Consider the following 14,688-nt stretch of genomic DNA (forward strand, 5'->3'; position numbering starts at 1 on the left):
CTTTCTAAAAGGGTCGAGCTTCATCCCACCACAGGCGGACCCATGACCGAGGATTCGGCCGACAGCGCGCTCCAGCAAGCACGTATTCTCATGCAGGCGCTGCCGCATATGCTGCGCTATGACGAGGCGACCGTCGTGGTGAAATATGGCGGCCACGCCATGGGCGACGACAAGGTCGCGCGCGACTTCTCCCGCGACATGGTGCTGCTCGAGCAATCGGGCGTGAACCCCGTCGTGGTGCACGGCGGCGGCCCGCAGATCGGCGCCATGCTGGGCAAGCTCGGCATAAAATCCGAATTCGCCGATGGGCTGCGCGTCACCGACAAGGCGACGATGGAAATCGTCGAGATGGTGCTCGCCGGCTATATCAACAAGCAGATCGTCGGCTTCATCAATTCCGAGGGCGGCCGCGCCATCGGCCTCTGCGGCAAGGACGGCCGCATGGTGACGGCCGAAAAGCTCGCGCGCACCAATCATGAGGACGGCAAGGCGATCGATCTCGGCTTCGTCGGCGAGGTGTCCAAGGTCGACACCACAGTGCTCGACCAGGTGCTCGGCCGCGAGCTGATCCCCGTGCTCGCGCCCGTCGCGCAGGGCCTCGACGGTGAGACGTACAACATCAACGCCGACACTTTCGCCGGCGCCATCGCCGGCGCGCTCGGCGCCAAGCGCCTCTTGTTCCTCACTGACGTTCCCGGCGTGCTGGACAAGAACAAGCAGCTCATCAAGGAGCTGAAGGTCGAAGATATTCCGGGCCTCGTCGCCGACGGAACCATCACCGGCGGCATGATCCCCAAGGTCGAGACCTGCATGTATGCGATCGAGCGCGGCGTCGAAGGCGTCGTGATTCTCGACGGCAAGCTGCCGCATGCGGTGCTGATCGAGCTTCTGACCGATCATGGCGCCGGCACGCTGATCACGAGGTGACGCATTGACGGGCCGCGTCATTGCGAGGAGCGCAGCGACGAAGCGATCCAGGAGCCGTCTCACGACTCTGGATCGCTTCGCTCCGCTCGCGATGACGAGCGCGCGATGACAGAGCCCGCCGATCAGCCACGATTACTGACGATCGCCAATCGCTTCGCCCATGTCGACACATGGGTCTTCGATCTCGACAACACGCTCTATCCCGCCTCATCGGACCTCTGGCCGAAGATCGACCATCGGATCACTCTGTTCATGATCCGCCTGTTCGGCCTCGACGGAATGTCGTCGCGCGCACTGCAGAAGCATTACTACAAGCAATATGGCACGACGCTACGCGGGCTGATGACCGAGCATGGCGTCGACGCCGACGCTTTCTTGAAATTCGTCCATGACGTCGATCGCTCATCGCTGCTGCCCAATCATTCGCTGGCGGCGGCGATCGCGGCGCTGCCGGGCCGCAAGCTCATTCTCACCAATGGCTCGCGCGAGCATGCGCTCGACACGGCGAAGCAGCTCGCCATCGATCATATTTTCGAGGATGTCTTCGATATTGTCGCGGCCGATTTCATCGCCAAGCCGCATGAGGAGGCCTATGAGCGCTTCTGCGATCGCCATGCCGTGGAGCCGAAGCGCTCGGCGCTGTTCGAAGATATAGCGCGCAACCTTGTCATCCCCCATGCGCGCGGCATGACCACCGTGCTGGTGACGCCGGAAGCAGGTCATGAGGAGAAGCGCGAAGCCTGGGAGATCGCCCATGGACGCGAGCCGCATGTGGATTTTACAACCAATGATCTCGCGGGATTTTTGGAGGGGCTGACGGCGACGTCACAACCCCAGTAGAGGCCTGATCTTCGTCGTCATCGGACCGCAGGCGGCCCGAAGCTTTCCTCCTCATGCAGGTTTTCCGGCGTCACCCCGGCGAGAAGATCATCCAGAGAGTATTCGGGCGCCGTAAGCGGCTCGATCACCACGCGGCCGCCTTCGACGCGCACCTGGACAGCTTGGTCGATCTCGAGGCGCGCCTGCTCCACAACGGCCGAGGGTATGCGCACAGCCGCGGAGTCGCCCCATTTTTCGACGATCGCTCGCATCGGGAAACCTCGCGTATCTGCATCTTAGAAACCGACGACCGGGGCGGCGCATCGTCGATGCCGATTTCCCATCCCGTTCAGAAACTGTCACATTTTCGCAACGAACGCGCATTCTTTCTACCATTGCCTTGACTGTAGCGCGCGCGCTCTCTTCAATGCGCCAATGATGCGAGCGGGGGCACATCGGCGTTTCGGAGCGAGCGTGATCGCGCGCGCACTCGCCTGCCTGCTCATGCTGCAGGGTTTCATCGCCGCCGCAGGCCCGACGCTCGCCGAACAGACACGAGACGTCGCCGGCTGGACCGAAGCTCATGCGACGACGTCCGAGCTCTGCAATAGACAAAGCGGCGAACGTCCGTCGGGCGATCACTCCTCCTGCGAACATTGCGTGTTGTGCATGCTCGGCGCGCGCAGCGCGGCGTCGATCGTCGCAGCGATCTGGAACGCCGCAACGATCGTGCTGGCGGCCGATCTGCATTCGCACGCGCCGCCGCGCAGCACGGACGCCGCAAAGCTCTCGACGCCGCTCGGCTGGGCCAGCAGCTGGTCGTCGCGCGCGCCGCCCTCCTTCTCCTGATCCGAAACGAATCGCGGCTGTCTCGCCGCATCTCCCCATCGGAATCGCGCGCGCCTGCGTGGCGTCGCGCCAGGAGTCTTTGCCTATGTCTCGCAACGCCCTCATGCGCGGCGCATCCGCCGGCGCGCTGTCTTTCGTCGTCTTTTCATCCGCCGCTGCGCAGGAAGCCCTGCCCGCCATCGACATCTCCGGCGAGCATCGCCCCGTCGCCGGTCCCTCGCGCGGAAAGCTGCAACCGCCGAATGGCAAGCTGCAGCTCGATGTCACCTCGCAGACCGGCAGCCGCCTCGGCCTGACGCCGCGCGAGACGCCCTCCTCCGTCTCCATCGTCGATCGCGCGACGATCGAGGCGCGCGGCGCGCAAACGACGCAGGAAGTCATTCAGCGCATGCCGGGCGTCATCGCCTCCGACCCGCCGGGCTCGGCCGGCGCGATCAGCCTGCGCGGCTTCGGCGCGTCGTCGGTAACGCAGATGTTCAACGGCATCACCGTGCAATATGACGCCATCGCCGGCCGTCCGGTCGACAGCTGGCTCTATGACCGTATCGAGCTTCTCGGCGGCGCTTCCTCCTATCTCTACGGCCAGGGCGCCGTCGGCGGCGCGGTGAATTACGTCAGCAAGGTCGCCACGCGCGGCGAGGAGCGCAATGAGGCACTGCTGATGGGCGGCATGTGGTTCAACCGCCGCGCCTCCTATGGCTTCAACAAGCAGCTCGACGAGAATAATTGGCTGCAATTCGATCTGAGCTACAAAGGCTCGCAAGGCTGGGTCGAGGATTCCAATCACAATTCCGGCGCCGGCTCCATCTCCTGGCTCACCGATATCGCGCCCGGCCTCTCCAATACTGTCGCGGTGGAGTTTCAGAGCGAGCAGCGCGACGCCTATTGGGGCACGCCGGTTCCGCGTCCGCTCGGCGGCACGGGCACGATTCCCTGGGGAACCTTCGGCCTGCCGGTGCTCGATCTCAAATTCGATCCGGGCGTACGCTTCAAGAACTACAACAGCCTGAAGCCGGTCTTCGACCAGCAGGTGCTGTGGGCGCGCGACATTACGGAATACAAGCTCGACGAGGAGACGAGCTTCAAAAACACTTTCTATCTCTATCGCGCCGACCGGCAATATCAGGACGTCGAATCCTATCGCTACAATGCGACCAACACGCTGATCGACCGCAGCGGATCCTATGCGACGCGCCATATTCAGAGCCTGATCGGCGACCGGCTGGAGGCGACGAACGAGACGGTGATTCTCGGGTTCAAATCGAAAACGGTCGCGGGCGTCGACTATTCGCTCAATGAGCAGACCCGCAACGGAAGCCTCGAATCCTCGAGTCAGATCGTCGATTCTGTCGACCCTTACGGCTATCGGGCCTATAAGCTCTATCAGGACAATCCGAGCGCCACGAGCTATGTGGGCGGCGCGCGCAGCAAGCTCTACACGCTCGCGCTCTTCGCCGAAAATCGGCTGTCGCTGACAGAGCAGTTGCATCTCGTCACCGGCCTGCGCTGGGAGAAGATCAGCCTCGAGCGTTTCAACTACCGCATTCCGACCGCGCCGAGCGCCTCCAATCCTTTCGGCGATCCCGCCTATTTCGGCAAAGGCTACGAGCCGATCACCTGGCGCGCCGCGCTGATGTACGACGTGACCAAGGAGGCCAATGTCTATGTCTCCTACAGCACCGCGGCCGATCCTCCCTCCGGCATTCTGCTCACCAACAACGCCGGCGGCATGCGCAATTTCGAGCTCACCACCGGCTGGCAGATCGAGGCGGGAACGAAGCTCGATTTCTGGGAAGGCAGAGGCTCGGCGACTCTCGCCGGCTATTTCATCGAGCGCAACAATGTCACCACTTCCGATCCCGCCAATCCGAACAATGTCGTCAATGTCGGCAAGCAATCGTCGAATGGCATAGAGGCCAATGTCGGCGTGCAGGTGTTGGATAATCTCAGCGTGCAGGGCAACGCCGCCTGGATCAATCCGAAATTCGAGAGCTTCGAGGAGGCGGCGACGATCGCCGGAACCACTCTTCGCGTGTCGCGCGCCGGCAATCGGCCGACCAATATGGCGCGCTGGATCGCCAATGGCTGGATCACCTGGGATTTCCTGCCCGAGTGGCAGGCGACCTTCGCGGCGCGCTTCGTCGGCGATCGCTTCGCCGACAACGCCAACACCATGCGCATACCGGCCTATACGACTTTCGACGCCGGCCTCTCCTGGCGCATAATGCCGAACGCCAAGCTGACCGCCATGCTGAAGAACATCACCGACGCCGCTTATGTCGAATGGGCGACGGGCGGCTCGGGGCCGCTGCTGCGGCTCGGCCAGCCGCGCACGGTCGAATTGTCGCTGAAGATGACCTTCTGAGGAGGCGAACATGAAGAGATATCTCTATCTCGCTCATCGCTGGCTCGGGATCGGGCTTAGTCTCTTCATGGCCATGTGGTTCTTCTCGGGCGTCGTCATGATGTATGTCGGCTATCCGAAGCTCTTGCCGTCGGAGCGGCTGGCGGCGCTGTCGCCGCTCGATCCGGCGCGCTGCTGCGTCGATCTCTCCCGCGCTTTCGACACCGCGGGAGAGAGCGGCGCGCCGCAATCCGTCCGCCTCACCAGCATCGCCGGCGCGCCGACTTTCATTTTCGAGCGGCGCGCGAAGGACAGCGGCCCGCAATTCACGGCGGTGCGCGCCAGCGACGGCGCGCGCGTGACCAGAGTTTCAGAAGAGAACGCCATCGCCGCCGCGCGCGCCTTCCTCGACGGCGAAGCGAGCTATGACGGCGTCATCGACGAGGACCAATGGACGCATTCCAAAGGTCTCGACGGTCTGCGCCCATTGCACCGCGTCTTCATGTCGGATGCGGATTCGACGCTGCTCTATGTCTCCTCCGTCACTGGCGAAGTGGTCCGCGACGCGACGCGGACGGAGCGCATCTGGAACTGGGCCGGCGCCTGGATCCATTGGCTCTATCCGTTCCGCGGCGGCTGGTTCGAGGCCTATTGGCACGATATCATCGTCTATTCCTCGCTCATCGGAACCGTGCTCGCCGTCACCGGCCTCGTCGTCGGAGTGATGCGCTGGCGCTTTCGCGCGCCCTATAAGACCGGCGCGCGCACGCCCTATCGCGAAGGCATGATGAAATGGCACCATATCGTCGGCCTCATCGGCGGCGCGACGGCGATCACTTTCGTCTTCAGCGGCATGATGTCGATGAACCCTTGGAAAATCTTCGAGACGAAATCGGCATTCGACGCCAAAGCCTATTATGGCGGCGCGCTCGCACCGGAGCGATTCCATCTTTCCATCGCGCAAGCGCTGACGAAATTCGCCGATGACGGATTCTCGGCGCGCGAGCTCGAGCTGCGCGTCATCGACGGCGCCGGCTATTATGTCGGCTTTAGCGCCGGCGGCGCGACGCGAATCTTGCGCGCAGAGGCCGACGCCGCGCCCGCCTTCACGCTGCCATTCGACGAATTGAAACGGCTCGGCGCGCGGCTCGTGCCCGGCGCGAAAGTCACGGCGGCGACGGTGATGGAGAGTTACGACTTCTATTATTTCGCGCGCGCGCCGCACACCATGCATGGCGATGTCGACAAGCGCCTTCCCGTGCTGCGCCTGGAATTCGACGACGCTGCGGGAACCTGGGCGCATATCGACCCGCATACGGGCGCCGTGCTCGGCAAGCTCGATTCGGGGCGCCGCACGAGCCGCTGGCTGTTCGCCTTCCTGCACAGCTGGGACGCGCCGGCGCTGCTCGCGGCGCGGCCCTTGTGGGATGCGCTCATGCTGGCGCTCAATGGCGCGGGCTTCGCGCTCAGCGTCACCGGAATCGTCATCGGCTGGCGGCGGCTGAAGCGCAAGCTCGGCGAGCGCCGGGCGCCGGCGCGATCGGCGTCGCCGAGCTTGGCGCGATCGAGCCGCGCATGACCACCGTGCTGGTGACGCCTGACGCCCGGCCATGAGGAGCGCCGCGGGCTGGCGGCGGGCTGATCCCGCGGGGCCGGGCGGGCGAGCGCCGACCGAGCCTACCGACATGGAACGTCATTTGCGTAATCGGTCAGCGAGGTCGCGCTTCGACGAATTGAAGCCGCCTCGAAGCCTTTTCGATGGTTTGGGGAGCGAGCCATGGTCGATTCGATTGGCGCCGTCGTGGTGGGAACGTTCGGCCTCGCGGCGGAGGCGGCGGCCAAAGGCGCGGCGGGCGCGGCCGTCATCGACGGCTATGACGCCCTGAAGTCTGGACTTTCAGCCTTCGCCAAGAGGGAGATCGCCGAGCTGGAGCCGCGACCGCGTTCGATCGGAATGCAAATCGCCGTCGCTGAAATCATCGACGCCCAATCGGAGGAGACGAGAACGGCGCTTTGCGTCCTCGCCGCGACGCTCATCGCCCGGCTGAGGGACGGCGCTCCGGCCGCCGGACTCGACATCGACCGCCTCGCCGCGCTGGAAGCGCAGCTCAGCGCCCTCGCTCCAAAATAGGGGCCGCCGCCGGCAGCCGCGCGCTGTCGAGATCGGCGCCGTGGAAGCTCGCGCCTGTGACATCGGCGCCCGAGAGATCGGCGTCGCCGAGCTTGGCGTGATCGAGCCGCGCATTGCGTAGGCTCGCGCCGGCAAAGCGCGCCGAGGCCAAGACCGCATGGGTGAGATTGGCGCCGGTCAGATCGGCGCCGTCGAAAATCGCGGCGGTCAGATCGGCGCGCACCGGGACCATGCCCTGATTGGCCGGATCGGCGCCGAGGTCGGCCTCGACGAGCTTCGCCTTCACGAAGCGCGCGCCGCGGCCGCCGCCGATGATGCGGGCGCGCGTCAGATCGGCGCCGGAAAAATCCGCCTCGTCGAGAATGGCCGCATAGAGGATCGCGCCGGAAAGATCGGCGCCCGACAGATCGGCCTCGCGCAGATCGGCGCGGGTGAGATTGGCCTCGCCGAGCCGCGCGCCGACGAGCTTCGCCCCGGCGAGCCGGGTGGCGAAGAGATCGGCGCGCCTCAGATCGAGCCCCGAGAGATCGAGGCCGGAGAGATCGAGATCGGTGAGCGCCACCGGCTTTCCGGCGGAGGCGACGATCAGTCTCTCTATATCGGCGCGGCTTCGGTCCGCCGCCGCGGCCGCCGGCGGCGCGAGAATCAGGAGGACGGCGGCCAAAAGGCGTCTCGCTCGGGCCGAGGTCATGTTGAAGGCTCCCTCGCTCTGCGTCGCTTCTGTGGCGACGGCGGGCGAGCCTACCCCCGCCACGCCCCCGCGGCCGCGGGAAAGAATGCGCTGCGGGTGGGAAAGACGTCCCGCCGCCGGCGCGGCGATCGGCCCCTATTTCCGCGATTGACAGGGCGGCGGCCTTGCCGCCTATAGCCCTGACCCTTTCCACGGGCCGCCTGCCCGCGCCGTCTCGGAGCTAGACGATTTCATGCCGCACACTGGTCTCGAGAACCTCATCACCACCGCCTTCGAAGACAGGGCCAATATCGACGCCTCCACGCAGGGCGACATTCGCCACGCGGTCGAGAGCGCGCTGCGTCTGCTCGATTCGGGCAAGCTGCGCGTCGCCGAGAAGATCGAGGGCGCGAGCGGAGCCGGCTCCTGGAAAGTCAATCAATGGCTCAAGAAGGCCGTTCTTCTCTCCTTCCGCCTCAACGATATGAGCGTGATCGAGGGTGGGCCGGGCGGCGCGAGCTGGTGGGACAAGGTTCCCTCCAAATTCGCCGGCTGGGGCGCGGCCGAGCACAAGGCCGCGGGCTTCCGCTCCGTGCCGGGCGCGATCGTGCGTCACTCGGCCTTTGTCGCGCCGGGCGTCATACTCATGCCGTCCTTCGTCAATCTCGGCGCCTATGTGGACGCGGGGACGATGGTGGACACTTGGGCCACGGTCGGCTCCTGCGCGCAGATCGGCAAGAATGTGCATCTTTCGGGCGGCGTCGGCATTGGCGGCGTGCTCGAGCCGCTGCAGGCCGGCCCCACCATTATCGAGGACGACTGCTTCATCGGCGCGCGCTCGGAGATCGTCGAGGGCGTCGTCGTCGGCCAGGGCTCGGTGATTTCCATGGGCGTCTTCATCGGCGCCTCGACCAAGGTGATCGACCGCGCCACCGGCCAGATTCACATCGGCTATGTGCCGCCCTATTCGGTCGTTGTGTCGGGCAATCTGCCGGGCAAGCCGCTGCCGGACGGCTCGGCCGGGCCTTCGCTCTATTGCGCCGTCATCGTCAAGACGGTGGACGCGCAGACGCGCGGCAAGACGGCGATCAACGAGCTGCTGAGGGACTGATGGAGCTGCCCTCGCGCGAGCGCCTGAGCTTCCTCTATCGCACGGAGGAAGGAAGCCTCGACCGCGCCGGCTGGCGCTGCGGCGTCGCGGGCCTTCTGGCGATCCTCGTCCCGCTGACGCTGATCTGGCTGGCGCTCTTCCCCTACACGGATCACGATCTGTCGAAGGACCCGTTCTTCGTCTGGCAGACGGTGGTCGCCTACGCCTATCTCGCGCTCTATTCGCTCGCCGTGCTGCTGATCGCGGTGAGCTTCGTCAATCTCTCGGCCAAGCGCTTCCGCGCGCTCGGCCGGCCGGCGCCGCTCGTCTTCGCCGGCCTGCTTCCCTTCGCCCTTCTGGTGGCGGGCGCCATGCACTGGCTGCAGCCGCGCGTCGCCGAGGTGATGCCCTATTGGCCCGTGGCGCTCACCGATCTCGCGCTCGCCGCGGTCGCGCTGTGGACGGGGTATGCGCTGGGGGTGAGAGAGGGCGGGAAGTGACGGTTTCACCTTGCAGCAACAATAAGCAGCCCTCATGCTGAGGAGGCGGCGAAGCCGCCGTCTCGAAGCATGAGGGCTGCGATGCCGATCGAAGGGGCGACAGTCTACATGCCGCTCTGCGCTGATGGCGCATATTACACCGGCCTGACTCGCAAGAACGTCGACGAGCGCGTCAGCGAGCACAATCAGGGAATCCATGAAGGGTTCACGGCGACGCGCCGGCCGGTTCGCCTTCTCTGGTCGGCGCATTTCGAACGCCTGACGGAAGCGATTGCGACTGAACGGCGCATCAAGGGCTGGAGCCGGGCCAAGAAGGAAGCGCTGATCCGCGGAGATTATGACGCTCTTCCTGGCTTGGCCGCTCGCCGCGGAAAGAAGGAACGTCGAGACTGCGGCGGCCCCTCGCCCTTCGAGACGCCTGCTACGCAGGCTCCTCAGGGTGAGGGGACTTGAAGGTTCGGGCAGGCCAAAGCCCCCACGCGTTGACGCCTCCGCCCGGCGCCCATAGTGTGCGCCCCTCTTCGCAACCGCAACAAAAGCCGCATCATGCCCATGTCCGAGCCTTTGCCCGCCGATCTCCTCGAAGCCGCCCGCGTCTCGCCGGCCTGGCCGTTCGAAGAGGCGCGCAAGCTCGTCAAACGCGTGGCCGAGACCGGCCAGACCAAAGTTCTGTTCGAGACCGGCTATGGCCCCTCGGGCCTGCCGCATATCGGCACCTTCGGCGAGGTGGCGCGCACCTCCATGGTGCGCCATGCCTTCGAGGTGCTGACCGAGGGCAAGATCGAGACGCGCCTGCTCGCCTTCTCGGACGATATGGACGGGCTGCGCAAAGTGCCCGACAACATCCCCAATAAGGAGCTGGTCCGCGCCCATCTCGGCAAGCCGCTGACCAAGGTGCCGGACCCGTTCGGCACGCATGAGAGCTTCGGCGCGCACAACAATGCGCGGCTGCGCGCCTTTCTCGACGCTTTCGGCTTCCGATACGAATTCGCCTCCTCGACGGACTATTACACCTCCGGCCGCTTCGACGCGGCGCTGCTGCATATGCTGGCGCGCTATGAGGAGGTGATGAAGATCATGCTGCCGACGTTCCGCGAGGAGCGCGCGGCGACATATTCCCCCTTCCTGCCGGTTCACCCGCATACGGGAATCGTCATGCAGGTTCCGCTCGATTCCATCGACGCCGCGGCGGGGACCATCTCCTGGCGCGATCCCGAGAGCGGCGAAGCCTTCGTCACGCCCGTCACCGGCGGCCATTGCAAGCTGCAGTGGAAGCCCGATTGGGCGATGCGCTGGTATGCGCTCTCCGTCGATTACGAGATGGCCGGCAAGGACCTCATCGATTCAGTGAAGCTGTCCTCGGCCATCGTGCGCGCGCTCGGCGGCCGCCCGCCGGAGGGCTTCAATTACGAGCTCTTCCTCGACGAGAAGGGCCAGAAGATTTCCAAGTCCAAGGGCAATGGTCTGACGATCGAGGAGTGGCTGACCTACGCCAGCCCGGAGAGCCTCGCGCAATTCATGTTTCAAAAGCCAAGCGCGGCGAAGAAGCTCTATTTCGACGTCATTCCGCGCAATGTCGACGATTACCTCTCCTTCCTCGAGGCCTATCAGCGGCAGGCGTGGAAGGAGCGGCTCGGCAATCCGGCGTGGCACATTCACTTCGGCGCGCCGCCGGCGCCGGAGACGCTCGCCCATGACGGCGACGCCAAGGGGACGACGATCTCCTTCTCCATGCTGCTCAATCTGGCGACCGTCGCCAACGCCGAAGATTCGTCGGTGCTGTGGGGCTTTCTGCGCCGCTATGCGCCGAATGTGTCGCCGCAGAATCATCCGCGCCTCGATAAGCTGGTCGGCTATGCAGTCGCTTACTTTCGCGATTTCGTGCGGCCGGCGAAAAAATATCGCGCGGCCGACGATGTGGAGCGCGACGTGCTGACGACTCTTTCGGAGACGCTGGCGTCGCTGCCGAAGGACGCCAGCGCCGAGGATATTCAGACCGCGCTCTATGATGTCGCGCGCGCCGTGCCGCGCTATCAGGATTTGAAGGCGAAAGGCGCGACGCCGGAGCGGCCGGGCGTGTCGAACGACTTCTTCAACATGCTCTATGAGGTTCTGCTCGGCGAGAGCCGCGGCCCGCGCTTCGGCTCCTTCGTCGCGCTGTTCGGCATTGACGAGACGCGCGGCCTCATCGCCAAGGCGCTCGCCGGGGAGTTGACGAAGGCCGCTTAGGCCGCCGCTGGCTTCGGCCGTCATTGCGAGCGAAGCGAAGCAATCCAAAAGCCGTGAGGCGGCCCCTGGATCGCTTCGTCGCTTCGCTCCTCGCGATGACGATGTCCTAGAGCAATGGAACAGGAGCGACGAACATGCGCGCTGCGGATGCGGATATTCTGATCCTGCCGGGGCTCGGCGGCTCCGGCCTCGAGCATTGGCAGACGCGCTGGGCGAAGAAGCTCTCCACCGCGCGCTGCGTGGCGCAGGCGGATTTCGATGCGCCGCGCTTTCCCGAATGGATCGAGAGCATAGAGCGCGAGATCGCCGCGGCGACGCGCCCTGTGGTGCTGGTCACACATTCGCTCGGCGGCATTGCGGCGCTGCATGTCGCCGCGCGCGGGAGCGACAAGATCGCCGCCGGCTTCCTCGTCGCGCCACCCTCCGAGCGCGCGATCACCGAGCTAACGGCGATCGATCCCGCCTTTCTGCCGATTCCGCGCGAGCGGCTGCGCTTTCCGACGCTTCTCGTCGCCAGCTCCGACGATCCTTATGCCGAGGCGGAGTTCTCGAGGACATTGGCGCAGGACATAGGCGCGGAACTGGTCGACGCCGGCGCAGCCGGGCATATCAACGCCGATAGCGGCCATGGGCCTTGGCCGGAGGGCTCGCTGCGTTTCGCGGGCTTTCTTTCCAAGCTGTAGAACGCGCGCCCCTCAGCGCCCGCGCATCGCCTCTATCTCCCTGCGCGCCCGCGCCTCCAGCGCATCGGCGGCCTCTCTCGTCATCAGCCGGCGCGGCGTCGCCACATCGAGCGTCGCGCCGACGCGCGCCGGGCGCGGCGACAGAAGAAAAATCACATCGGCGAGCTCGATCGCCTCGCGCAGATCATGGGTGACGATCAGCGTCGTCACATGGCGCTCGTCGATGAGCGCGGCGATGCGCGCGCGCAGATCGCGCGCCAGCGCATCGTCGAGCGAGACGAAGGGCTCATCCAGCAGCAGAAGATCCGGCTCGATCGCCAGCGCCCGCGCAATGGCGACGCGGCGCGCGAGGCCGAGCGACAATTCGCCCGGAAAATGCTGCGCGTGCTCCTTGAGCTCCAGCGCGGCGAGCAGAGCGGCGAGCGCCTCCTCGCTCGCCTGCGGCGCGGCGACGCGCAGATTGTCGATGACGCTGCGCCAGGGCAAAAGGCGCGGCTCCTGAAACACCATGCCGAGCCGCCCGCCGGCGGGAAGCGTCACCGCGCCGGAAAATTCCGTATCGAGCCCGGCGATGATGCGCAGCAATGTGGTCTTGCCGCAGCCCGACGGGCCAACCACGGCGCCGGCGCGGCCGACGGGGAGCGAGAAGCCGAGATTTTCCAGCGCCCGCTGCGGCCGGCCGCCGCCGGAGAGATAGTCCTTATGCGAAACCCTGACCTCGAGCAGGGCGGCGGCGCCATCGCGAGACATGTCGTTCAAAGGGCTGCACCAGGAGAGTTTCGACGGCGAGCATCAGCAGGACGAAGGGAATCGCATAGGCGAGCAGCAAACGCACGTCGAAAAGCTGAAACGCCATATTGATCTCGAAGCCGACGCCATTGGAGCGGCCGATCAGCTCCACCACCAGCACGATCTTCCACACCAGCGAAAGCCCCGAGCGCGTCGCCGCCGCGATATAGGGCGCGAGCTGCGGCAGGACGATATGCCGCAGCCGCGCGGCCGGGCGCAGGCGGAAGACATCGGCCATCTCATCGAGCTCGTGATCGAGCGCGCGGGCGCCCTCCCGCATCACGACAATGGCGTTGGGCAGCTTGTTGAGCGCCACCGCGCCCACCGCCGCCGCCTCGGTGAGGCCGGCCCAGAGATAGGCCAGCACAATGACGACCAGCGCCGGCAGATTGAGGAGAATGACCAGCCAGGGATCGAACAGCCGGTCCAGCGCCCGCCGCCTTCCCATGGCGTAGCCGAGCGCCGCGCCCAGACTCATGGCCAGCAGAAAAGCGGCGGCGACGCGCGCCAGAGTCGCCGCGAGATTGGTGAAGAGCGCGCCGCTCTCGGCCTCATGGGCGATCGCCTCGAAGACAGGGAGCGGCCCGGGCAAGCGGCGCGGATCGGAAAACAGCGCCGCGCCCTGCCAGAAAGCCAGCAGCAGCGCCAGCGACAGGAGGCGGATCACCGCACCGCGCTCGCCGCGGGCTCGTAGAAAGTGCCCGCGGGCAGCGCCTTCGCCGAGCCGACCAGCGCCGGGCCGCCGATCTCGGCGAGAGTGGCGTAGAGCCCGGCGGCGTCCTCCCGCTCCTGCTCGACGCTGCGGGCGGGAATGCCCTCCACATAGCTCTTGCGATAGAGCGCGAGCACGGCGAGGTCCTTGGCCGGAATGCGCTGCATGGCGACGCGCCAAGCGGCGTCGGAGGCGGCGATCAAATGGCGCGCCTTGTCGATCATGGCGAAGAAGCGCGCCAGCGGCGCGGGGCTTTTCGCGGCGAAGCCCTCGTCGAACACATAGCCGGTGACGACCGGCGCGCCCTTGGCGCCGAGCGCCGTCTCCACCTTGCGCAGATCAATGACGCGGGAGAGGCCGCGCGCCTCGAGATCGGCGGCGAAATTCCAGAATTCGAGCGCGGCGTCCAACTCGCCCTCGGCGGCTTTCTCGGCGATGAGCGGCGGCGCGCCGTAAACGATCGTCGCCGATTTGGTGAGATCGATCCCAGAGCGCTGCGCATAGGCGCGCAGCAGCAGCCAGCTCTTGTCGAGCGGGCCGCCGGCGACGCCGAGCTTCTTGCCGGTGAGATCGGAGAGGCTCTTCACCGTTTTGTCGCGCGCCATCAGCGCGCCTATGGCGGTGGAATGCGGATAGAAGGTGAGCTTGGCGCCATCGGCCCGCTGGCGCGCCACCCACAGCCAGTCGGAGACCACGATATCGACGGAGCTGCTCTGAATGGCGATCTTGGCGGCGTCGGTGTTGGCGAGCTCAGTGACCGTCAGCTCGAGCCCCGCCTCCTTATCGAGCCCGAAGGCGGAGACGACGGCGAGCTCCCAAACGCCCGAGCCAGTCTTCTGCAGGCCGAGGCGGAGCCGGTCGGCCGCGCGCGCCGGCGCGACGGCGAGAAGCGCGACCAGCGCCGCGAGCAGGAGCGTTTGGAAGATCGGTCGCAAGATGAATCCC

16 protein-coding genes are annotated in these 14,688 nt (G+C 65.8%); 11 read left to right on the plus strand and 5 right to left on the minus strand.

Annotated elements, in window-relative coordinates; genetic code table 11:
- The first annotated feature begins 42 nt into the window (after positions 1 to 42).
- On the plus strand, positions 43 to 927 hold the full coding sequence (argB, locus tag EDE12_RS00800) for an acetylglutamate kinase (RefSeq protein ID WP_026599998.1): 885 nt from the start codon (positions 43 to 45) through the stop codon (positions 925 to 927).
- Positions 928 to 1,032: 105 nt separating this feature from the next.
- A complete protein-coding gene (locus EDE12_RS00805) occupies positions 1,033 to 1,767 on the plus strand; it encodes a pyrimidine 5'-nucleotidase (protein ID WP_026599997.1) in 735 nt (244 codons plus the stop codon).
- A gap of 17 nt (positions 1,768 to 1,784) precedes the next feature.
- On the opposite strand, the gene EDE12_RS00810 is transcribed toward EDE12_RS00805, so the two are convergent.
- A complete protein-coding gene (locus EDE12_RS00810) occupies positions 1,785 to 2,018 on the minus strand; it encodes an AbrB/MazE/SpoVT family DNA-binding domain-containing protein (RefSeq protein ID WP_024878465.1) in 234 nt (77 codons plus the stop codon).
- A 202-nt stretch (positions 2,019 to 2,220) separates the two neighbouring features.
- Here EDE12_RS00810 and EDE12_RS00815 point away from each other — a divergent pair, with 202 nt between their 5' ends.
- From EDE12_RS00815 to EDE12_RS00830, 4 genes are all read left to right on the plus strand, one after another.
- Positions 2,221 to 2,595 carry a hypothetical protein gene (locus EDE12_RS00815; protein WP_024878464.1) on the plus strand — a complete coding sequence of 125 codons (375 nt, stop codon included), beginning with the start codon at positions 2,221 to 2,223 and terminating at the stop codon, positions 2,593 to 2,595.
- An 85-nt stretch (positions 2,596 to 2,680) separates the two neighbouring features.
- A complete protein-coding gene (locus EDE12_RS00820) occupies positions 2,681 to 4,960 on the plus strand; it encodes a TonB-dependent siderophore receptor (protein ID WP_245275841.1) in 2,280 nt (759 codons plus the stop codon).
- 10 nt (positions 4,961 to 4,970) lie between these two features.
- Positions 4,971 to 6,518, plus strand: a complete 1,548-nt coding sequence (locus EDE12_RS00825) for a PepSY domain-containing protein (protein WP_026599995.1) — start codon at positions 4,971 to 4,973, stop codon at positions 6,516 to 6,518.
- A gap of 198 nt (positions 6,519 to 6,716) precedes the next feature.
- The gene (locus EDE12_RS00830) at positions 6,717 to 7,070 is read left to right on the plus strand and encodes a hypothetical protein (protein ID WP_026599994.1); all 354 of its coding nucleotides are present in this window, start codon (positions 6,717 to 6,719) and stop codon (positions 7,068 to 7,070) included.
- On the opposite strand, the gene EDE12_RS00835 is transcribed toward EDE12_RS00830, so the two are convergent.
- The gene (locus tag EDE12_RS00835) at positions 7,048 to 7,761 is read right to left on the minus strand and encodes a pentapeptide repeat-containing protein (RefSeq protein WP_245275840.1); all 714 of its coding nucleotides are present in this window, start codon (positions 7,759 to 7,761) and stop codon (positions 7,048 to 7,050) included. The genes EDE12_RS00830 and EDE12_RS00835 overlap by 23 nt on opposite strands.
- A 232-nt stretch (positions 7,762 to 7,993) precedes the next feature.
- Here EDE12_RS00835 and dapD point away from each other — a divergent pair, with 232 nt between their 5' ends.
- The 5 genes from dapD to EDE12_RS00860 all read left to right on the plus strand — a co-directional run bounded on the left by dapD (position 7,994) and on the right by EDE12_RS00860 (position 12,242).
- Positions 7,994 to 8,851: a 2,3,4,5-tetrahydropyridine-2,6-dicarboxylate N-succinyltransferase gene (gene dapD, locus EDE12_RS00840; protein WP_026599993.1), complete on the plus strand. Its 858-nt coding sequence runs from the start codon at positions 7,994 to 7,996 to the stop codon at positions 8,849 to 8,851.
- Positions 8,851 to 9,330, plus strand: coding sequence for a hypothetical protein (locus EDE12_RS00845; RefSeq protein WP_024878458.1), 480 nt, complete (start codon positions 8,851 to 8,853; stop codon positions 9,328 to 9,330). The genes dapD and EDE12_RS00845 overlap by 1 nt, the downstream gene beginning before the upstream one ends.
- 81 nt (positions 9,331 to 9,411) lie before the next feature.
- Positions 9,412 to 9,783 carry a GIY-YIG nuclease family protein gene (locus tag EDE12_RS00850; RefSeq protein WP_026599992.1) on the plus strand — a complete coding sequence of 124 codons (372 nt, stop codon included), beginning with the start codon at positions 9,412 to 9,414 and terminating at the stop codon, positions 9,781 to 9,783.
- Positions 9,784 to 9,876: 93 nt separating this feature from the next.
- Entirely contained in the window at positions 9,877 to 11,559 is a 1,683-nt protein-coding gene (locus tag EDE12_RS00855; RefSeq protein WP_026599991.1) for a lysine--tRNA ligase, read from the plus strand.
- Positions 11,560 to 11,693: 134 nt separating this feature from the next.
- Entirely contained in the window at positions 11,694 to 12,242 is a 549-nt protein-coding gene (locus EDE12_RS00860; RefSeq protein WP_026599990.1) for an alpha/beta fold hydrolase, read from the plus strand.
- A gap of 12 nt (positions 12,243 to 12,254) precedes the next feature.
- On the opposite strand, the gene EDE12_RS00865 is transcribed toward EDE12_RS00860, so the two are convergent.
- From EDE12_RS00865 to EDE12_RS00875, 3 genes are read right to left on the minus strand one after another with little or no spacing between them, the layout of a single operon-like run.
- The gene (locus EDE12_RS00865; RefSeq protein WP_026599989.1) at positions 12,255 to 12,992 is read right to left on the minus strand and encodes an ATP-binding cassette domain-containing protein; all 738 of its coding nucleotides are present in this window, start codon (positions 12,990 to 12,992) and stop codon (positions 12,255 to 12,257) included.
- Positions 12,943 to 13,698: an ABC transporter permease subunit gene (locus tag EDE12_RS00870; protein ID WP_026599988.1), complete on the minus strand. Its 756-nt coding sequence runs from the start codon at positions 13,696 to 13,698 to the stop codon at positions 12,943 to 12,945. Before EDE12_RS00870 ends, EDE12_RS00865 begins: the two co-directional genes overlap by 50 nt.
- On the minus strand, positions 13,695 to 14,681 hold the full coding sequence (locus tag EDE12_RS00875; protein WP_051592698.1) for an ABC transporter substrate-binding protein: 987 nt from the start codon (positions 14,679 to 14,681) through the stop codon (positions 13,695 to 13,697). Before EDE12_RS00875 ends, EDE12_RS00870 begins: the two co-directional genes overlap by 4 nt.
- Positions 14,682 to 14,688: the final 7 nt, after the last annotated feature.

This window comes from Methylosinus sp. sav-2 (genome assembly GCF_004366495.1).
In the GTDB taxonomy this organism is placed as follows: domain Bacteria; phylum Pseudomonadota; class Alphaproteobacteria; order Rhizobiales; family Beijerinckiaceae; genus Methylosinus.